19 protein-coding genes and 1 pseudogene are annotated in these 19,681 nt (G+C 64.1%); 10 read left to right on the plus strand and 10 right to left on the minus strand.

What is annotated here, in order from left to right; all coding sequences use genetic code 11:
• Positions 1-174 precede the first annotated feature (174 nt).
• The 3 genes from ACZXDY_RS19990 (at position 175) to ACZXDY_RS20000 (ending at position 2,256) form a co-directional block, all read left to right on the plus strand.
• Entirely contained in the window at positions 175-882 is a 708-nt protein-coding gene (locus ACZXDY_RS19990; protein WP_464346662.1) for a Crp/Fnr family transcriptional regulator, read from the plus strand.
• Between the two features lie 268 nt (positions 883-1,150).
• Positions 1,151-1,891 carry a Crp/Fnr family transcriptional regulator gene (locus ACZXDY_RS19995; protein WP_155255055.1) on the plus strand — a complete coding sequence of 247 codons (741 nt, stop codon included), beginning with the start codon at positions 1,151-1,153 and terminating at the stop codon, positions 1,889-1,891.
• A 116-nt stretch (positions 1,892-2,007) separates the two neighbouring features.
• Positions 2,008-2,256 (plus strand): hypothetical protein, encoded by a 249-nt coding sequence (locus ACZXDY_RS20000; RefSeq protein ID WP_208829482.1) that lies wholly within the window; start codon positions 2,008-2,010, stop codon positions 2,254-2,256.
• Positions 2,257-2,618: 362 nt separating this feature from the next.
• Here the strand turns inward: ACZXDY_RS20000 and ACZXDY_RS20005 are convergent, their stop codons facing one another.
• Complete coding sequence (locus ACZXDY_RS20005) at positions 2,619-3,239, minus strand: helix-turn-helix transcriptional regulator (protein WP_028162393.1); 621 nt, start codon at positions 3,237-3,239, stop codon at positions 2,619-2,621.
• 570 nt (positions 3,240-3,809) lie between these two features.
• Here ACZXDY_RS20005 and ACZXDY_RS20010 point away from each other — a divergent pair.
• Positions 3,810-4,199, plus strand: a complete 390-nt coding sequence (locus tag ACZXDY_RS20010) for a hypothetical protein (protein ID WP_464346690.1) — start codon at positions 3,810-3,812, stop codon at positions 4,197-4,199.
• Positions 4,200-4,254: 55 nt separating this feature from the next.
• Here ACZXDY_RS20010 and ACZXDY_RS20015 read toward each other — a convergent pair whose 3' ends face one another.
• The 4 genes from ACZXDY_RS20015 to ACZXDY_RS20030 all read right to left on the minus strand — a co-directional run bounded on the left by ACZXDY_RS20015 (position 4,255) and on the right by ACZXDY_RS20030 (position 5,913).
• Positions 4,255-4,455: a hypothetical protein gene (locus ACZXDY_RS20015; RefSeq protein ID WP_130229997.1), complete on the minus strand. Its 201-nt coding sequence runs from the start codon at positions 4,453-4,455 to the stop codon at positions 4,255-4,257.
• Positions 4,456-4,479: 24 nt separating this feature from the next.
• Positions 4,480-4,797 carry a hypothetical protein gene (locus ACZXDY_RS20020; RefSeq protein ID WP_028162396.1) on the minus strand — a complete coding sequence of 106 codons (318 nt, stop codon included), beginning with the start codon at positions 4,795-4,797 and terminating at the stop codon, positions 4,480-4,482.
• Positions 4,798-4,886: 89 nt separating this feature from the next.
• Positions 4,887-5,342, minus strand: coding sequence for an Hsp20 family protein (locus tag ACZXDY_RS20025; protein WP_456644090.1), 456 nt, complete (start codon positions 5,340-5,342; stop codon positions 4,887-4,889).
• A gap of 388 nt (positions 5,343-5,730) precedes the next feature.
• Positions 5,731-5,913, minus strand: a complete 183-nt coding sequence (locus tag ACZXDY_RS20030) for a hypothetical protein (RefSeq protein WP_208829485.1) — start codon at positions 5,911-5,913, stop codon at positions 5,731-5,733.
• Between the two features lie 218 nt (positions 5,914-6,131).
• Between ACZXDY_RS20030 and ACZXDY_RS20035 the strand changes: the two genes are divergently transcribed.
• Together ACZXDY_RS20035 and ACZXDY_RS20040 are read left to right on the plus strand one after the other, a co-directional pair.
• The gene (locus ACZXDY_RS20035) at positions 6,132-8,027 is read left to right on the plus strand and encodes an alpha amylase C-terminal domain-containing protein (RefSeq protein ID WP_464346663.1); all 1,896 of its coding nucleotides are present in this window, start codon (positions 6,132-6,134) and stop codon (positions 8,025-8,027) included.
• 111 nt (positions 8,028-8,138) lie between these two features.
• Positions 8,139-10,193 (plus strand): acetoacetate--CoA ligase, encoded by a 2,055-nt coding sequence (locus tag ACZXDY_RS20040; RefSeq protein WP_464346664.1) that lies wholly within the window; start codon positions 8,139-8,141, stop codon positions 10,191-10,193.
• 78 nt (positions 10,194-10,271) lie between these two features.
• On the opposite strand, the gene ACZXDY_RS20045 is transcribed toward ACZXDY_RS20040, so the two are convergent.
• Positions 10,272-10,910, minus strand: a complete 639-nt coding sequence (locus ACZXDY_RS20045; RefSeq protein ID WP_464346665.1) for an alpha/beta hydrolase — start codon at positions 10,908-10,910, stop codon at positions 10,272-10,274.
• Positions 10,907-11,842 (minus strand): ring-cleaving dioxygenase, encoded by a 936-nt coding sequence (locus ACZXDY_RS20050; RefSeq protein WP_464346666.1) that lies wholly within the window; start codon positions 11,840-11,842, stop codon positions 10,907-10,909. Before ACZXDY_RS20050 ends, ACZXDY_RS20045 begins: the two co-directional genes overlap by 4 nt.
• Before the next feature lie 132 nt (positions 11,843-11,974).
• Between ACZXDY_RS20050 and ACZXDY_RS20055 the strand changes: the two genes are divergently transcribed.
• A complete protein-coding gene (locus ACZXDY_RS20055) occupies positions 11,975-12,868 on the plus strand; it encodes a LysR family transcriptional regulator (protein WP_464346667.1) in 894 nt (297 codons plus the stop codon).
• Here the strand turns inward: ACZXDY_RS20055 and ACZXDY_RS20060 are convergent.
• Positions 12,865-13,414: pseudogene (locus tag ACZXDY_RS20060) on the minus strand (cysteine hydrolase family protein). The gene ACZXDY_RS20055 and the pseudogene ACZXDY_RS20060 sit on opposite strands and share 4 nt — an antisense overlap.
• Positions 13,415-13,525: 111 nt before the next feature.
• Here ACZXDY_RS20060 and ACZXDY_RS20065 point away from each other — a divergent pair.
• The gene (locus ACZXDY_RS20065; RefSeq protein ID WP_464346668.1) at positions 13,526-14,506 is read left to right on the plus strand and encodes a GlxA family transcriptional regulator; all 981 of its coding nucleotides are present in this window, start codon (positions 13,526-13,528) and stop codon (positions 14,504-14,506) included.
• Positions 14,507-14,655: 149 nt separating this feature from the next.
• On the opposite strand, the gene ACZXDY_RS20070 is transcribed toward ACZXDY_RS20065, so the two are convergent.
• Together ACZXDY_RS20070 and ACZXDY_RS20075 are read right to left on the minus strand one after the other, a co-directional pair.
• Entirely contained in the window at positions 14,656-15,630 is a 975-nt protein-coding gene (locus ACZXDY_RS20070) for a quinone oxidoreductase family protein (RefSeq protein ID WP_464346669.1), read from the minus strand.
• 208 nt (positions 15,631-15,838) lie between these two features.
• Positions 15,839-16,828, minus strand: coding sequence for an NADPH:quinone oxidoreductase family protein (locus ACZXDY_RS20075; protein ID WP_464346670.1), 990 nt, complete (start codon positions 16,826-16,828; stop codon positions 15,839-15,841).
• Positions 16,829-16,972: 144 nt separating this feature from the next.
• Here ACZXDY_RS20075 and ACZXDY_RS20080 point away from each other — a divergent pair, with 144 nt between their 5' ends.
• The gene (locus tag ACZXDY_RS20080) at positions 16,973-18,031 is read left to right on the plus strand and encodes an AraC family transcriptional regulator (protein ID WP_464346671.1); all 1,059 of its coding nucleotides are present in this window, start codon (positions 16,973-16,975) and stop codon (positions 18,029-18,031) included.
• Between the two features lie 108 nt (positions 18,032-18,139).
• Positions 18,140-19,666, plus strand: a complete 1,527-nt coding sequence (locus ACZXDY_RS20085) for an acyl-CoA synthetase (protein ID WP_464346672.1) — start codon at positions 18,140-18,142, stop codon at positions 19,664-19,666.
• The last annotated feature ends 15 nt before the right edge of the window (positions 19,667-19,681 follow it).

Consider the following 19,681-nt stretch of genomic DNA (forward strand, 5'->3'; position numbering starts at 1 on the left):
CGCGCGATTTTTGGTTCGGTCGCAAACGAAAACGTCTATCTGCCCGGTAAGGTGTATAGCCACGCGCGTGTAGCTCTTGTGCAATCGTGAGGGAAAGCTATTCTTCGCGCTATCCGACATGCCATGAGTAGGTGACGCGAGACGGTGAGCTCCCGCCTTTCGGCAGGAGAGGGAATGTCTGGATCATCGCGTCCGTCCAATCATCTGTTGCAGACTCTGCCAGCGGCGGAAATCGAGTTGCTGCGGCCGCATCTCGCAATCGTCGAGCTGACGAAAGACGCCGTGCTGTTCGAGGCCGGTGCGCCGATCGGCGATGTCTATCTGCCGCATAGCGGTGTGGTTTCACTGATCGTCGGCTTCACGGAAGGTGAAACCGTCGAAGTCGCCAAGATTGGACGCGACAGCATTGTCGGCGGCACTGCCGTGCTCCATGACGGACCATCGCTGGCGGATGCCGTCGTCATCATACCAGGCATCGCCTCGGTTCTCGCAACCGATCGCCTGCGCGCCGCGAAGGAGGCGAGCAGCACTCTGCGGCAAGTTCTGGTCAGGCACCAGCAGGCGCTGTCCGTGCAGGCCCAGCAAGCCGCGACATGTCATGCATCTCACACGGTCGAATCCCGGCTGTCACGCTGGCTGCTGCACGCGCGAGAGTTGTGCGGCGGAGAACCACTCCCGTTGACGCAGGAATGTCTGTCGCAGTTGCTCGGCGTCCGGCGCAATGCCATTTCGATCGTGGCACACGCATTCCAGGAGGCTGGGCTGATCCGCTACAGCCGCGGGAATATCGAAATCATCGATCTCGAAGGTCTGCGGAAAACCGCCTGTGAGTGCTACACCGCGGTGAGGACGCAATGCGGTCGACTGCTCAAGACGGAATGAGAAGCCTCTGGAGCATTTTCGGTTCTGATGGAATCAGAACCGAAGCTCCAAATTCTTGTTCTGACGCGTTTTCTTCACGCGAACCGGTCTCCGCTTCGCTCGAAAACGCTCTGAGCAGCGGAACCTGCGTCGCTGAGGCCACAGTCGCCGACGAGTATCAAACGACATCAGTCAGATGGACAGGTTTTCCTTGCCCGCGATGCGCGGCAAGGCCATCTTGCAACTCGGTCAGCGTGTGTCAGCTGCCAGGCCGAGATACGCTCTAGCAATGAGGCAGGAGACTGCTTTGGATTCGGTTCCTCGTTCGCTGAACGGATTCTTGTCCGCGCTGTCGGCATCCGATTTCGAACTGATCCGCCCCCATCTGCGCACAGTCGATCTCATCCAGGACATGGTCCTGGTCGAGGTCGATGAAGTGCTCAAGCGAGCCTACCTGCCGCAGAGGGGTGCGATTTCCCTGGTCGTGAAGCTCGCGCGCGGCGAGCACGTGCAGATCGCCTTGGTCGGGCGCGACAGCATCTTCGGCGCGTTCGCCGCGCTGGGGGACGCGACCGCGCTGAACTGCGCGGTGGTGGTGGTGCCCGGCATCGCTTCGACCATCGAGCTCGAGCAGCTTCGCCTCGCCGCCGACCGCAGTGCGACGTTGCGCTATGCGCTGGCCCGGCACGGACTTGCAGTCGATGCGCAGGTCCAGCAGACCGCCGGCTGCAACGCTTCGCATCCCGTGGAATCGCGGCTCGCACGATGCCTCCTGCACACCCGCGACCTGTCCGGAAGCGACAAGATCGTGCTGACGCAGGAAGCGATGGCGCAGATGATCGGCGCGCGCCGCAACAGCGTCTCGCTGGTGGCGCACACGCTTCAGCAGGCGGATTTCATCCACTACAGCCGAGGCCATATCGAGATCACCAATCTCGACGGCCTGATGAAGACCTCTTGCGAATGCTACGCGACGGTGAAAGCCCAATACACCCGCCTGATTCAGGGGTACGAATCGGTTACGCCATAAGCGCGACTGCGCGCTCGCTTCCCGCGTGGAAACCCGGCCGTACTTCTACGGCTCTCAATTTTCACGGACGGCTAAGCTTAACCGGCGATAATCGGAGTGAACACGGGAGAGCTGACATGTTCACGTTCGAAACGACGGACCAGAAGGAAGCCAGGCGTTTTCGGATCGCACAGTTCAACGGCAGGACCGCAACCGCGCATTCGGCCGGCGCGACGGTCACGGGCCACGTTCGATCCATCGTGGAAAACAAGTCGCGCGTTCCGGCGGCCTGGACCATCACGATCATCCCGGAAACGCCGAAGCCTGCCGCGGTAAACCTGCGGCCAGCCCCACGCATCCGCACCTTCGCGGAAGATTACATCTGAATCACCTCGTAGCCCGGTGACGCGAATGCGTAAGCCGGGAGATCTGTGCCGATGTCGACCAGCGGCCCCGGACTACGCCGGCGCTTCCTTATCAATTTGAATCGAATCGTTGTTTGCTCAAGCGCAAGCTCGGCGCAAGCGCATCGTGCTTTGTTGCGCTTTACTGCTTCGACCTGCCGCAGGCATAGGCCGTGCCCGTCGGCCGTCGCGCGCCCAGCGCGAATTCGGTTCTGATTGAATCAGAACCGAAGCTGTAGATTCCTGTCTTGACGTGTTTTCTGCGCAGATAAGTCTACGCAATCTGCGTAAACTTGATTGCGACGCGGGCCTGTGCCCGCTTCGCTCGAAAACGCTTCCAGCGCTCAGGACGACTGCATCAGCGCCTTGCGGACGAGATCGGCGGTGTTGCGTGCGCCGAGCTTGCGCATCGCTTCGGCGCGATGGCTTTCGAATGTCCGCGGGCTGATCTTCATGCGCAGTGCGCCTTGCTTGTTCGAATAGCCCTCGCTGATGAGACGGAGCACCTCGCGCTCGCGCCTAGTCAGCGGCTTCTGGCCGGCCTTGGATACAACCGTCACCTTTGGCGGCGGGCTTTCGTCCTTGATGCGCGCAGGCGGACTGTCCCATCCCGCCTTCTGATCGATAACGGGAGCGGATCCCGGATGAATCTCCGAAATCTGCTTCAGCATCGCGCAGACGCGCTCGGTCTGCTGCAGGGCGTTCTCGACCACCTGCTGCAGGTAGATTCGGGCTGCCGGCGAATGCGCGAACTGATGACTGTGCTGCTTGATCTCGTTCATGTAGAGCAGGAGCGCCGTCATCGGACCGTTGAACTGGCGCGCGATCGCAGCGCCCGCCTCTTCCGTAGCGCGCGCACGCTGTGCGGCGAGTTCCACAATCTCACGATTGCTCTCGAATGGGGCGCGGTCTTCCATCCACTTCGACAGATGTGACCCGTCGGCTCGATGCTCGTGCTGTGTCATGCGACCGATCTAGCGACCCTAAGGCTGTTCCCGCGTTAACTCGGCACTCAGTAGGAATACTGAGAACGCGACCATGTGTTGCCAGCTCACAAGGAAATAGAGGCAGACGCGCCTAGAGTTTGCAACAATTCTCGCAGGAATGTGGCAAATCTCAGTATTTCTACTCATCGGGAAAATACTGAAATTGTGGCGGAATGGCGTACTTTCACGAGCATCTTTGTGAGTTCCATGTGGAGGTTCCCGAACGCGCAGCGAATCACCGATGACGCGAATGGCAGCGCACCATCGATGCGCTGGTTCGAGAGCTTTCCAGAGGACGCTTATGCGGGCCTGTCGACGACCACGCGGCGCTTGCACTGACATGACACGAAGATGAGGTCGGCGCGCGATGCATGCGCGAGAAGTCAACCCGCTACAGTGCATTGCTGCATGATTTGTGATCGATGCGCGGCGCCTCGCACCGGGGTTTGCGATTTACAGCCTTCACCGGCACCGCGATGATCGCGATCTCAATCTTCACGGCAATGAAGGGAGACCGCGATGGCGCGAGCAACCGGATCATGGCTTGCGATGGCGACCTTGGCTTGCGCCTTGACGCTCACATCAGCCGCGAATGCGCAGACCGCGCCCGCGGAGAATGCAGCGCCGCCGACCGCCGACAATGCGGTGATGATCACGGTGTTCCTGAAGCACGATCAGTCGCGCCCGCTCAGCGAACTCAACGCACAGCTCGAGAAGCAGGGCTACTACAAGGCCTTTCCGCCCGCGGGCGTCGAGGTCGTGAGCTGGTATGTGATGATGGGCATCGGCCAGGTGGTGACGCTGCGGCTGCCGGCATCGCGACTGCGCGAGGTCAATCGCGCGCTCGAGGACAAGGCCTGGGGCGCCTATCGCACCGAATTCTATCCGACCTATGATTACAAGGCCGTCGGCATGGCCGCGCACGAGAAGGCGCAATAATTAGCAATAGTTGATTGTCCGTCTCGGCGTGGCGCCAACGAGGGCGCGTCACGCTTCATGGCAACGCACCCTTGCTCTCAGCTTGCGCCATGGCGGTCAGTTCGGCTTCGTTGATCGTGGCCCCGGATGCATCGAGCACCGAGACCGTGCGGAACCCGTCGTCGCGAAACTCCTCCATCTTTCGCAGCGCCGCCGCCGCCGTCGCGAGGATGACGGAGACGCCGCCGGGACCGTTCCTCGCAAATACCCGGAACATGATCCCCCCAGCCCCTCACGTGCTCTACGCCGCCAGCGCGACGCGCGAGGTCGATTTCCGCCGGTACGGCTTGCCGCCTGGCGATCCCGATGGATCGGGGTCGAGCGCCGACAGCGCTTCAAGTACCTCGTCGATGCTGACAGCGCTCTTGGCACCCGGAAGTTCACGCAACGCCGGATTGGACGAAACCGCAGCCGCATCCGACGCCCATGACGCCAGCACGGCGCGCTTTTCCGCCACCGACAGCCGGGCATCCGCCAACACATCGCGCGGATGGTCGTAAACCGATGCCGGGTGCAGGATGACATTCAGATCGACGATATTGTCAGTGCGATCGATCATTGGTTGCTCCCATTACTTGTTCAGGCACGTGTCAACCGTCCCGCCCGGCAGGTACACCGGGCGGGGCATCCGTCTGCGTCGCGAACGCGTTACGCCGCTTTCGCTTCGAGTTGCTGCACGTTGGCTGCCGTCGCGCCATCGATGGCGATCCGCCGCGGCTTCATGGCCTCGGGCACCTCGCGGACCAGTTCGATCTTCAGGAGTCCATTGTCGAACGCGGCGCTCTTCACCTGCACGTAATCGGCGAGATTGAAGTGCCGCTTGAACGGCCGCGCCGAGATACCGCGATAGAGGTATTCATGTTCGGCCTTCTCGGACTTGCTGCCTTCGATCGTGACCACGTTGCTCTCGGCGGTCACCGAGATCTCGTCGGGCGAGAAGCCCGCGAGCGCAAGCGATATCTGGTAGCGATCTTCACCAAGCCGTTCAATGTTGTAGGGCGGGTAATTGTCCTCGCCCGTACGTGCCGCCGCGTCGACGAGATCGAACAGGCGGTCGAAGCCGATGGTCGAGCGCCACAGGGGAGCAAAGTCGTAGCTGCGCATAGCCAAATCCTCCAATGAGCAAGTTGGATACGAGCGGCACCGGACAGAACCGGTGCCCGTTCTGGTCCAGACCCATCAGGCGTCCGGACGCCATCCGTCGGATGGCGAAAAAAATCTTGGAAAAGGCCGATCCAGTTTCAAGGGGAGGCTACAAAAAATTTTTTGGCCCTTCGACGCAAGGCGATGCCCCCCGACATACGGGGCTCTCACCGCGTTTGTGGGCGCAGGCGACTTGCCCCAGCTCAGCGGGCAAAGGTTGGAAGCAATCGAAGGTGCCACTTGTCGCGATATGGATCGCTTCGTCGCGTGCACTCGTCGCAATGATGCCAGACAACCCCTCGCGCTCGTCTGGGGCGCGGCGAGTCCGGGGACACGACCGATCAAGGCCTCAGGCGTGCGCCCTCGGCTGCTGGCTCAGCTTCTTGGCCAGCGTCTTCAAATCTTCGACCCGCCGGCTGCACAACAGCCGGGCGAATTCGTCGGCATCGATGGAGGATTGCGGAAGGACGGGCGGTTGGCGCAGCTCCCGGCGCCGCCAGAACAGCCGGGAGAGACGCTGCAGCAGCTTCATTTTCTTGAGCCTCGATGAGAGCCTGCGCGGATAAGTCGCCGAACCGGTCCTTGGTTCCGCGCGTTGCCCCTTTCCCCGTTCTTTTCCGCAAAGAGCAGCCGCCCCGCTCCCGCCGAGGCTCCCGCTTTCGCATCCGCGTAATAATGCTTGGCGACAATCTTGCCGGCCGCTGCCGCCGGGCTCATTCTTCCGGCGCCACGCGTTCAGGGGGAAGACAGATGCCTGAGCCGGACCTCACCGGCGCTCCGATGGGCGGCACGCTCGTGCCCGGCGGGGCGATATTCCGCGTCTGGGCGCCGCGGGCCAGCGCGGTCCATGTCTCCGGCGACTTCAACGATTGGAGGCAGGATGCCGGTTCGCTGATGTCGGAGATCGGCGGCGGGCACTGGGCGAGCTTCGTGCCCGGCCTGAAGGACGGCGACGCTTACCTGTTCTACGTCGAGGGCATCGGCTCGTCCGGCTTCAAGCGCGACCCGCGGGCGCGGCTGCTCAGCGTCCAGCCGTCCTTTCCGGCCTGCAATTCCGTGCTGCGCGATGCCGGGCGATTTCCCTGGCGCCTCGAGCGCTTCGTGCCGCCGGCATTCAACGACCTCATCGTCTATCAGCTTCACGTCGGAACGTTCGCGCCGCATCCGGACAACGGGGATGGCAAGTTCTTCGACGTGATTGAGCGCGTGCCGCACCTCGCCGCGCTCGGCGTCAACGCCATCGAGCTGCTACCGATCCAGGAATTCCCGACCACGTTCAGCATGGGCTATAACGGCGTCGATCTCTATAGCCCGGAGAACCAATACGCCGAGGCCGACGAAGCAAAGCTCGGCCGCTATTTGGATCACACCAACGCGATCCTCAAGGCGGCCGGCCACGCGCCCTATCCCGGCGTCGACACCCTCAGGCACAGCGACGACCAGCTTCGCGCGCTGATCGACGTCTGCCATGTCCATGGCATCGCCGTGATCTTCGACGTCGTCTACAACCATGCCGGCGGGGGGTTCGACGACAAGAGCATGTGGTTCCTCGATCGCCACCTGCCCGGCGACAACAACAACAGCCTCTATTTCACCGACAAGGGCTGGGCGGGCGGCCTGGTGTTCGCGTTCTGGAACGATGGCGTTAAACAGTTCCTGATCGACAACGCCACATTCCTTTATGAGGAGTATCGGATCGACGGCTTCCGTTTCGACGAAGTCAGCGTGATCGATCGCTTCGGCGGCTGGGGCACCTGCCAGGACCTGACCTCGACATTGCGCGCGCAAAAACCCGAGGCGATCCAGATCGCCGAATATTGGCCGGTCAATGCGTGGATCGTGAAGGATCGCAGCGAGGGCGGCGCGGGCTTCGACGCCACCTGGAGCGACGGCATCCGCAACAGCGTGCGGGCGGCGATCGCGAGCGCCTCACAGGGCGCCAACGCACGCGTGCCGATGTCCCCGATCGCAGACGCGATCGCCGCGATCAGCCTGGGTAGCCGCTGGCGCGCGGTGCATGCGATCGAGAACCACGACATCGTCTATATGGGACGCGACGAACGGATCGCGGCGCTCGCCGACGGCAGCAATCCGCGCTCCTGGTATGCGCGCAGCCGCAGCCGCGTCGCGCTTGGCCTCCTGCTGACCGCGCCGGGCATTCCCATGCTGTTCATGGGCCAGGAGATGCTGGGGTCGAAGCCATGGAGCGACACGCCGAGCACGGATACCGAAATCGACTGGGCGGCGTTCGACCGTGGCGATGAGGTGATGGCCGGCTTCGTGCGCTTTGCACGCGAGCTGATCGGCCTGCGCCTGAGGACGCCGGGGCTGCGCGGCGAAGGTTGCGCCGTCATCCACGTCCACGACGACAACCGCGTGCTGGCGTTCCAGCGCTGGGTCGAGGGCGACGGCGGCGATGTCGTGGTGGTCTGCAGCCTGAACGAGAGCCCGCTCCACAACTACGCGATCGGCTTTCCCGTCGCGGGCCGCTGGCGCGAGATGTTCAACAGCGACATCTACGACCGTGAGGTGACCGTCACCGCCGATGGCAGCGTGCACGCCGACGGCCCGCCGCTGCACGGCTTGCCCGCGTCCGCGGCAGTGACGATCCCGGCGAACGGGCTGTTGGTTTTCGCGCGGGGCTAACGCCATCGCCGGCATCTGTCCGGCGCCGGGCGATGACATTCCCGCGCGGGTTCCGTTATGCTAGGCCTTCGTTCGAGCGGCGCTCCCCGCCGCGATGCAAGTCGAAGAGCAATGGCCGCACCTCACGTTCCGCAGATCGCCCTTTATCGCCGCTGGCTGCAGGAGCAGCGCGGCCTGAGCTTTTCCAGCTTTGAGGACATGCGCCAGTGGTCGGTGCGCGACCTCGACGCCTACTGGCAGAGCATCTGGGACTATTTCGACCTGCGCTCGCCGACGCCGCACCGCGCGGTGCTGGCGGAACGGAAGATGCCGGGCGCGCTCTGGTTTCCCGGTGCCTCCGTCAATTACGCCCAGCAGGTGTTCCGGCACGTCGAAGCCGCCGATGCCGCGGGCCTGGCGGCGATCGTGAGCAGCGGCGAAGATGGCGTGCTGAAAGCGACGAGCTGGCCCGAACTGCGGCGACAGGCGGCCGCGCTTGCGGTTCATCTACGGGAAAAAGGCGTCAAGCCCGGCGACCGCGTCGCGGCCTATCTGCCCAATATCCCCGAGACCATCATCGCCTTCCTCGCCACTGCGAGCTTGGGCGCGATCTGGAGCGTGTGCGCGCCCGACATGGCGGCGCCGGCGGTGATTGATCGCTTCAAGCAGATCGAACCGAAAGTGCTGATCGCCTGCGATGCCGTCACCTATGCAGGCCGGCGGCATGACCGCCGCGCCGTGGTCGATGAGCTCCGGCGCTCGCTGCCGACGGTCAAGCATTTCATCCTGCACAGCGACGCGGAGAGCGCCGAGACGGCCGATCCGCTGCTATCAGCGATCTTCGCCCGCCGCAGTCCCGCGATCGATACGTTCGAGCCGGTGTGGCTGCCGTTCGATCATCCGCTCTGGATCGTCTATTCCAGCGGTACCACCGGCTTGCCGAAGCCGATCGTGCACAGCCATGGCGGCATCATCATCGTGGTGCTGCCGCTGAACACGCTGCACAACGATATCGGCTGCAGCTACCAGCCGAACTCGTTTGGCGAACGCTTCCATTGGTACAGCTCGACCGGCTGGATCATGTGGAACTGCCAGGTCAACGCGCTCCTGGGCGGCACCACCTGCTGCATCTTCGACGGCAGCCCCGGCGGCTCCAAGGACAAGCCGGACTGGACGACGCTGTGGCGCTTCGTGGCCAACGCGCAGGTGACAGTGTTCGGCGCGGGCGCGGCGTTCTTTGCCAACTGCGCGAAAGCGGAGATCGATCTCGGCGCCGCCGGCAACCTCTCGCGCCTGCGCGCGCTCGGCTCGACCGGATCGCCGCTCAGCGCCGACACGCAAGCCTGGTTCAACGAGCGCTTCGCCGCGCTTTCAAAGGTCAATGGCAACGCCGCGCAGGCGAACATGTGGTGGGCGAACATTTCCGGCGGCACCGACTTCGCCGGCGCCTTCATCGGCGGCAACAGGGAATTGCCGCAGACGCCGGGCACGATGCAATGCCGGATACTGGGCTGCGCCGTGGAGGCATTCAACGAGCAGGGACAGCCCGTGATCGACGAGGTCGGCGAACTCGTCTGCACCGAGCCGCTGCCGTCGATGCCGCTGCGTTTCTGGAACGATCCTGGTGATGCGCGCTACCGCGCCAGCTATTTCGAGACCTATCCGGATAATTTCGACGGCAGCGGACGCGGCCCGGTGTGGCGGCATGGCGACTGGCTGAAGGTCGCCGCCGACGGTTCCTGCGTGATCTATGGCCGGAGCGACGCCACCATCAACCGGCACGGCCTGCGCATGGGGACGAGCGAACTTTACTCGGCGATCGAGGCGCTGCCGGAGATCCTGGATTCGATGGTCGTCGACCTCGAATATCTCGGGCGCGAAAGCTACATGCCGCTGTTCGTGGTGCTGCGCGACGGCATCGCGCTCGATGAGGCGATGAAGGCAAGGATCAACAAGGCGATCGAAGCCGGCCTGTCCCGCCGCTTCCTTCCCAACGAGATCTTCCAGGTGCCCGAAATTCCGCGCACGCTATCGGGCAAGAAGCAGGAGCTGCCGATCAAGAAGCTGCTGCTCGGCCACCCGATCGAGAAGGTCATCAACAAGGACGCGATGGCCAATCCGGGCTGCCTGGAGTGGTACCTCGCTTTTGCGGGCCACTATCTGCAGAAAAATACGGGCGCCGCTTGAGGCGGCGCCCGTATTCCAGGTTTTTGTTTTGACGCGTTTTCTTCACGCGAACCGGTGTCCACTTCGCTCGAAAACGCTCTACGTGGACTGAAGCGTCCGCTTCTTCACCCGTTCCAGCCACTCGCGCGTGAGGACGAGGTCCGCCTGCGAGAGCTGGTGTCCGGCCGGCAGGGTCCGATGCGTGACATCGGCGCCGGCATCGCCCAGTATCTCAGCCAGCTTCGCCGAGTTGGAGGCCGTTACGATCGGGTCCATCTGTCCCGCGGCGACCAGTACCGGCGCGCCGGCCAGGTCGGGGCGCGGTGGATCGGACAGCGGCACCATCGCGCGCAACAATATGGCGCCCGAAAGCGTGCCAGGGCGAAGCAGCATCATGGCTGCGGCGATGTTGGCACCGTTGGAATAGCCGACCGCCACTGGCGCGCCGATGCCGAGACGCCGCCGCATCGCGTCAACGAAGTCACCCAGTTCGGCAGCGCGCCGCCGAACGTCGTCCTCGTCGAACACCCCTTCCGCAAGACGGCGGAAGAAGCGCGGCATCCCATTCTCCAGCACGCGGCCGCGCGGCGACAGCAGCGCCGAATCCGGCGACAGCATCCTGCCGAGCTCCAGCAGGTCGCTCTCGTCGCCGCCGGTGCCGTGGAGCAGCAGGAGGGGCGGAGCGCCCGCCCGTTCCGCCGGCTCGAAGCGATAGACAAAGGGTGTCTCGTTCGTCATGCGTTTTCTCCCAAATCAGGCAGCACGCTTTCGATCTCCTTGCGATGCCGCTCGAGGAACGCCGGCAGCTTCAAGGTGTGGCCGAGGCTCTCGACGGGCTCATCCACCGCAAAGCCCGGAATGTCGGTCGCGATCTCGAACAGCACGCCGCCGGGCTCGCGAAAGTAGATCGAGCGGAAGTAGTTCCGATCCCTCCGCTCGGTCGGATGCAGGCCGTGCGCCGAGACCAGCTTCTGCGCCATCTGCCCCTGCTCCGCATCGTCAGCCGCGCGGAACGCGATGTGATGCACCGAGCCGACGCCCTGATGACCGCGCAGGAAGCCCTTGGCCTCGTAGATGTCGACGATGCCCCCTTGGGCGTCACCGGGAGCAGCGAAGCGGATCACCGAACCCTCGCGCGCGACCTCGCGGAAGCCGAACACATCGGTCAGGATGGCCGCGGTCTTCTCGGCAGTCTCGAGCAGCAAGGTCACGCCGTGGAAGCCGCGGATCGCGTGCTCGGCTGGGACGTCGCCATTGCTCCAGGCCGGCTCATCTTCCGCGCCGGGAATGCCGACGAGAGCGAGCGCCATGCCATCGGGATCGGTGAACGGCAGCACCGACTCACCAAACCGCTTCTCCAGCGGCTGATGGGGGATGCCCTTCTCGACAAAGCGCTGCACCCAATAGCCGAGCGAGCGCGCCGGCACGCGGAAAGCGGTCTGATGGGTCTCGCCGACGCCACGACGGCCGGCGGGGGCGCCCTCCCACGGGAAGAACGTCAGGATGGTGCCGGGATGGCCGACCTCGTCGCCGTAGTAGAAATGATAGGTCGTGGGATCGTCGAAATTGACGGTCTTCTTGACGAACCGCAGGCCGAGGTCGCGCGTGTAGAAGTCGAAATTCTTCAGCGGGTTGCCGGCGATGGCGGTGACATGATGGATGCCAGACATTGGTCTCTCCTGGTTAACTCGGGAACCCGATCGGGCTCGTTGACCGCAATATCGGCCCGCTATGTTCCGAGAACAATCCATGCTTTCATGGCGCCACTGTCTACGAATTGAGGACAATCGGCCGGAGGCAAGATGGACAAGGTCGCGAGCTTGCGGGCGTTCGTGAAGGTCGTGGAGACCGGCAGTTTCGCCGAGGCCGGCCGACAGCTTCGCCTCTCCCGCTCCGCCGTCAGCAAGTATGTGGCCGAGCTCGAAGAGAGCCTGGGCGTGCAGCTCCTCAACCGCACCACCCGCCATGTCAGCACCAATGAGAGCGGCCAGATGTATTTCGAGCGCGCGCTCTCGATCCTGTCCGAACTCGACGCGGCGGATCAGGCGGTGTCGCAGGCGCAATCGGCGCCGCACGGACTGCTTCGCGTCAACGCGCCGATGTCGTTCGGCACGTTGCGGCTCGGACCGGCGGTCGCGGACTTCATGGGGAAATATCCGAAGATCCAGCTTCAGCTCGTCCTGAGCGACGACCTGCTCGACCCTGTGCAGGACGGCTTCGACGTCACCTTACGGATCGCGGAGCTGGAATCCTCGAGCCTGATCGCGCGCAGGATCGTGCCGATCGACCGCATCGTCTGCGCCTCGCCGGATTACCTGGCCGAACACGGCACGCCGACCCATCCGCGCGATCTTCGCGAGCATGTCGCGCTGACTTACGGCTTCCTGCTCACCGGCAACCAATGGAAGCTGACGGGTGCGGATGGCGATCACTGGATCCAGCCATCCTGGTCGCTGTGCGCGAACAACGCAGAGGTGCTGCGCGACGTCGCCGTGAAAGGGCACGGCATTGCGCTGATCCCGACCTTCATCGCCGGCGATGCGCTCCATACCGGCGCGCTGAAGACCATCCTTTCGGACTATCACGCACCGCCGCTGACGCTCTACGCGATCTATCCTCCGACCAGACACCTTTCGGTGAAGGTGCGGCTGTTCATCGACTTCCTGGTCGAACGCTTCGGCGCGGGAGCGGATTAGCGCGGGAGATAATCCGCCGTGCTCACCAGCGTCCCATAGGACGACCCCAGCGCGTGCCATGAAGGCAGCGTGGACCTGCGCGGCGGGAACGTTGACGCCGCCGAACGCAAGGTCGCGCGTCGCGCAGGCGTCGTGCACGACGGTGGCCTTGTAGCCAAAATCCGCCGCCGCGCGAGCCGTCGCGTCGATGCACATATGGCTCATTGCGCCCACGATCACGACGTCCTCGATGGCTTTCGCATCGAGCGCCTGCTTGAGCGGAGTGTCGCGAAACGAGTTGGGATAGTTCTTCACGATCACCGTCTCGCCTTCGGCCGGCTGGACGGACCCATGGATTTGCGCGCCATCCGATCCCGCGACAAAGAACGGCGCATCCGGCCGCACGAATTCATGCCTGATGTGAATGACCGGATCGCCGCTGGCACGGGCAGCAGCGATGACCCGCGCCGCGTTGGCCGCGGCCGCGTCGATCCCGACCAGCGGCAGCCTGCCGGAAGCAAAATAGTCGTTCTGAAGATCGACAACGATGATCGCGCGCTTGCTCATGGCCGGACCGTCCTTTCCGCAGATTGGTCTTTATCTTTCTGGACAAGACTAGGCCCGCCATCGCATGCTGCAAATTGGCGATACCGACATAAAACGGGTTGATACCGACAGATGGTTTCCCGAGGCCCCACCGAGATCGGACTGGTGCATTATCCTGGCGCGCAGCTCGCCGCGATCCATGGCCTGACCGATCTGTTCGGCGTCGCCGACCGGATTGCGACCCGACATCGCAAACGCAAGTCCGCTCTGTTGCGGATCAGCCATTGGCAGCAGGCGGAGCCGAACAAGCCGCCGGCGCGGGTCTTTGACAGCGTCCCGGACAGCGATGCGAAGGCAGCGCCTGCCGCGCTGATCCTGCCGCCGAGCCTAGGCGAGCCGCCCACGCCGGAGAAGGCGGCGCCTTTCGTGCGATGGCTGCATGGCCATCACGACGCCGGCGTCACGCTCGGCTCGGTGTGCGCGGGTGCATTCCTGCTCGGCGAGACCGGCCTCTTGGCAGGACGATCGGTGACGACGCACTGGGCCTACGCCGAGCAATTCCAGAACCGTTTCCCGGAGGCGCGCGTCGATATCGACCGGCTCATCATCGACGATGGCGACATCATCACCGCCGGCGGCGTGATGGCCTGGACCGATCTCGGCCTGAAGCTGGTCGACCGCCTGCTCGGGCCGACGGTGATGATCGAGACCGCACGCCTCTTGCTGGTCGATCCGCCTGGCCGCGAGCAGCGCTATTACAGCGCGTTCGCGCCGCGGCTGACCCATGGCGACAAGGCCGTGCTCAAGGTGCAGCACTGGCTGCAGGTGACCGGAGCGAAGGACATCGCGCTGGCAACACTCGCGGCGCGTTCCGGATTGGAAGAGCGCACGTTCCTGCGCCGCTTCCAGAAGGCGACGGGCCTGACGACAACGGAATATTGCCAAAGGCTGCGCGTCGGCAAGGCGCGCGAATTGCTGCAATTCAGCCGCCTGCCCGTCGACCGGATCGCCTGGGACGTCGGCTATGGCGACCCGAGCGCATTCAGGAAGGTGTTCATGCGCATCACCGGCCTGACGCCGGGCGACTACCGGCGCCGCTTCAACGCGGAGTGAGGTTTGGCTCCCTCTCCCGCTTGCGGGAGAGGGCGGGGTGAGGGTGCTTCCGCGATTCACGCTGTTCGAACATGTGGAGAGAGCCCTCACCCGGCGCTACGCGCCGACCTCTCCCGCAAGCGGGAGAGGTTAAAGACGGCTCGACTGCATCACACCAGGAACACGGTCGATCCCGTGGTCTTGCGGGCGGCGAGATCGGCGTGGGCTTTGGGGGCGTCCTTGAGCGGATAGGTCTGATTGATCTCGATCTTGACCGCGCCTGATTTCACCACGTCGAACAGTTCGTTCGCCATCGCCACCAGGTTCTCGCGCTTGGCGCCATAGGTGTTCAGCGTCGGACGGGTCACGTACAGCGAGCCCTTCTGTGCCAACAGACCGAGATTGAGCGGCTCGATACTGCCGGAGGACTGGCCGAACAACACCGCGACCCCGAGCGGCGCCAGGCAGTCCAGCGATTTCAGGAAAGTGTCCTTGCCGACGGAGTCGTAGACAACAGGCACCAGATTGCCTCCGGTGATCTCCTTGACGCGCGCGACGAAATCCTCGCGCGTGTAGACGATCGTGTGCGCGGTGCCGTGGGCTTTGGCGAGTTTCGCCTTTTCGTCGGTCGAAACCGTGCCGATCACGGTGGCACCGAGATGCTTCGCCCATTGGCCCAGGATCAGCCCGACGCCGCCGGCCGCGGCATGCAGCAGGATCGTGTCGCCGCTCTTGACGCGATAGGTCTGGCGAATGAGGTACTGCACCGTAAGACCCTTGAGCATCATCGCGGCGGCGGTCTTGTCATCGATGCTGTCGGGCAGTTTGAGCAGACGGTCGGCGGGGATCAGCCGCTCCTCGGCATAGGCGCCGAGCGGCGAGTTGCCATAGGCGACACGATCGCCCGGCTTCAGGTCGGTGACGCCGGGCCCGACTTCCTCGACGACGCCTGCTCCCTCGCTGCCAAGGCCGCTCGGCAGCGGCACGCCATAGACGCCCGCGCGGTTATAGATATCGACAAAGTTCAAGCCGACTGCGGTGTGACGGATCCGCGCTTCGCCGGGACCGGGCTTGCCGAGCTTGACCTCCTCCCATTTCAGAACCTCGGGACCACCGGCCTGATGGAAACGAAAGGCGTGTGTCATGAGAAACTCCTGCAGCACGGGATGATTGTGAATCTCAGCGAAAGCGGCGAATGCAATCCATTTCGCCGGCGGCAGACCATATCAGCGTGCTGCACGGCGGCAAGCAGCGCCCACGGTCATCTTGCCGTGAGCCCGTGACGCAGTGCAAAATTCTTCCAATCAGATCGGACGCAGCAGAGATAATCTAGTCCTGCAGCGGATGATCGAGTCAAATCACCACGACGACCTTGCCCAGCGCGCGCCGGTCGGCAAGGTGCTGGATCGCCTTGCCGCCCTCCTGCAGCGGGAATTCGGCGCTGATGCCTGATGACAGCATGCCTTGCGAATACCAGGACTGGAGCGCCCGCCGGTTCTCGGCAAGGCGTGAATCCTGTGACAGCGTGAACGTGCGCCAGTTGATCCCGAGCACATCGCAATTCTTCAGCAGCGGAAGGTTGAGCGGCAATGACGGAATGCCGGCGGTGAAGCCGAGCACGAGATAGCGCCCGCCCTCTGCGATACAGCGAATGGCTGCTTCCGAGAGCCATCCGCCGACGGGATCGATGATCACATCGGCGCCGTGCGGCCCGACCGCCTGCTTCAGCCGCGCAGCGAGCTCGCGACCATCCCCTGTTGTCTCAGCCGAATAGATCACGCCTTCAGAGGCGCCATGCTGGCGTGCGAAGCCGAGCTTCTCTTCCGATGAGGCCGCAGCGACGACGCGGGCGCCGAGATTGCGCGCGACCTGCACGGCGGCAATGCCGACGCCCCCTGCTGCGCCGAGCACCAACACGGCTTCGCCGGCCCGCACACCGGCGCGGGTATGCAGCGCGTAACAGGCCGTCTCGAAGGTGAACTGCATGACTGCGGCATCGACGAACGACATGCCCTCGGGAATCGGGCTGCAGCGCGTGGCATCGACGGCGACGAACTCCGCCATGCCGCCGGTTCCGGTCCGCGCCGCGACGCGATCGCCGACGCGCAGCCCGGCAACCCCTTCCCCCACCGCGGCCACGACGCCGGCCACCTCGGCGCCAGGCGCGAAGGGCCGCGGCGTCTTGACCTGATAGCGATCCTGGATCGTGAGAAGATCCGGATAGTTCACCCCGCACGCCTTCACCGCCACCAGCACCTGCCCGGGTGCGGGCACCGGCTCCGGTACATCGAGCAGCCGCAGGGTTTCGGGCCCGCCCGGCTCGCAACTCATCAACGCGCGCATCAAATGTCCTCCGGCGGTACTCCCGTCAGCGACAAATGAAAAGAAGTCCCGCACCCGCAATGACGAAAACGATCAGTTGCGTTGACCTTGCCTGCCACAGGAATGGTGGCGACGGAACAATCCCGGCGCTAACATGCCAATGCCATGCCGGGAGCTTCCGCCGCACTTCGATCATCACGCGCTGCGCCGTCGCGTTCAGCGATCGACTCCGGCTATGTCGGCCTGGTCCTGAGCGGCGTGCGCGAGGCCGGCTTCGATATCGACCGGCTGTTGGCGCGCGCCGGCATCGCGCCCGAGCAACTCGAGAAGCGGGGCGCCCGGCTGCCGCAGGACCAGTTCGCCCGCCTGATCGCGATCCTGACCCGGGAAACGCGCGACGAACTCTGGCTCTTGTGCAACCGCCCGATCAAGCCCGGCACCTTCCGCATGATGTGCCGGCTATTGATCCGCTCTGCCAATCTGCGGGAGGCGATCCGGATCGGCTGCCAGTTCTATCATCTGGTCGCCGACGATTTCGTGGTGCGGCTGGCGGAAGGCCCGGATGACGCTTCGCTCTACGTCACCGACACCATCGCCCAGCCGAACCGGCGGCGCATGGTCAACGGCGCGATCCTCTTGTTCGCCTATGGGCTGATGTGCTGGCTGGTAGGCCGCCGGCTGCCGCTGATCACCGTTCACTACGTCTTCCCGGAAGAGCCGTTCAGCTCGGAACTGGAGCCGTTCTATAGGGCGCCGATGCTGTTCGACCAGCCGCGTACCGAAATCCGCTTCGATGCCGAATTGCTCGATCTGCCGATCATGCCCGACGAGGAGCGGCTGCGGCGCTTCCTCGCTTCGATGCCCAATGCGCTCCTGGTGCGCTACCGCGACGACAGCAGCATGGCCGAACGCGTGCGCGGCATTCTCCGCCGCAACCTCAAGCGCCCGTTGTCGTTTGAGGACATCGCCGGGATGCTCGCCGTCTCGCCGCAGACACTGCGCCGCCGCCTGCTCGACGAAGAGAACTGCGGCTTCCAGGACATCAAGGACCGGCTGCGGCGCGACCTCGCCACGCACCTATTGCAGAAGTCCCGCCTGTCGCTGGAAGAAATCGCGGTCTCGCTCGGCTTCTCCGAGCTCAGCACCTTCCATCGCGCGTTCCGGCGGTGGACCGGCGTAACGCCCGGCGAGTTCCGCGAGCGCCGCGGCCCTGCCGCAAAATAGTAGCGTCGGATTCCGCCAATCGGATTGGCATGCGCGGTCATTCAATGATGCAGCCTTGATGCGGATAATCCCGGCAAGGCCGACGTTCTCGGCCAACACGGGGAAGAAATGCCAATCCTGCGCCAATGGGCTGAACGTCATCCCGACAAGACCGCCGCGCTCGTCGCCTTTTCCGACCAGGCGATGACCTATGGCGAGCTCGATCGCCGCGCCAATGCCGTCACGCAGCTCCTGATCTGGATGGGGCTCGCCGCCGGCGACGGCATCGCGATCATGCTCGACAACGACCCGGCCTATTTTGAGCTGATCTGGGGCGCGCGCCGCCACGGCGTCTATTACACGCCGGTCAGCACGCATCTGAAGCCCGAGGAGGCGGCCTATATCGTGCGCGACAGCGGCGCCAAGCTGTTCTTCGTCGCCGCGCGTTTTGCGGACGCGGTCCAGGCGCTGCTGGCCGACAATCCGCACCGGTGCGCGGTCTACGCGCTGGGCGGCGCGTTGGACGGCAGCTTTGACTATGCCGCGGAGCTGGCCCGCTTCGATCGCCTGATAGAGATTCCCGACGGGCCCGTCGGCAAGGATTTCTTCTATTCCTCAGGCACGACCGGCAGGCCCAAAGGCATCAAGCAGCCGCTGTTCGCCAATCTTCGCCAGGCGCAGGCCTCCGGCGACTGGGTGCGCGACAATTTCGGCTTCGCGGAGGATACGGTCTATCTCTCTCCGGCACCACTGTACCATGGCGCGCCGCTTCGCTTCACCATGCGCACGCTGGAGAGCGGCGGCACCACCGTGATCATGAAGAAGTTCGTACCGGAGCAGGCGCTGGCCGCGATCGAGCATTACCGCATCACCCACAGCCAGTGGGTGCCGACGATGTTCTTCCGCCTGCTCGCGCTGCCTGACGAGATACGCGCCCGCTACGATCTCGCCTCGCATCGCTGCGCGATCCACGCCGCCGCGCCTTGTCCGCCCGAGCTCAAGGAGCGGATGATCGAGTGGTGGGGGCCGATCGTCTGGGAATATTACGCGGGCTCGGAGCGCAACGGCGCCACCTGCATCTCGACCGCGGACTGGCTGACCCATCGCGGCTCGGTCGGGCGCGCCTGCGTCGGCACCATCCATATCCTCGACGAAGCGCAGAACGAGCTCGGCCCCGGCGAGATCGGCGACGTCTATTTCGACGGCCCGCAATTCGTCTACCACAACGATCCCGAGAAGACCGCGCGCTCGCGCAACGCCAAGGGCTGGTCGACCATCGGCGATGTCGGCTATCTCGATCACGACGGCTATCTCTATCTGACCGACCGCCGCTCGCACATGATCATCTCCGGCGGCGTCAATATCTATCCCGCCGAGATCGAGAATCGCCTGGCGCTGCATCCTGATGTTGCCGATGTCGCCGTGTTCGGAATCCCCAATCCGGAGTATGGCGAGGAGGTCAAGGCCGTGGTGCAGCTCAGGGAGCCGTCGAAGGCATCATCGGCGCTTGCGACTGAGCTGATGGCGTTCTGCCGGGACGGCCTGTCGCACGTCAAATGCCCACGCTCGATCGACTTCGCGGCCGAGCTGCCGCGGCAGGAGAACGGCAAGCTGTTCAAGCACGTGCTGAAGCAGCGCTATCTGCAGCCGGCCTAACCGGATCATCAACAA

The organism is Bradyrhizobium sp. LeoB3 (assembly GCF_055456055.1).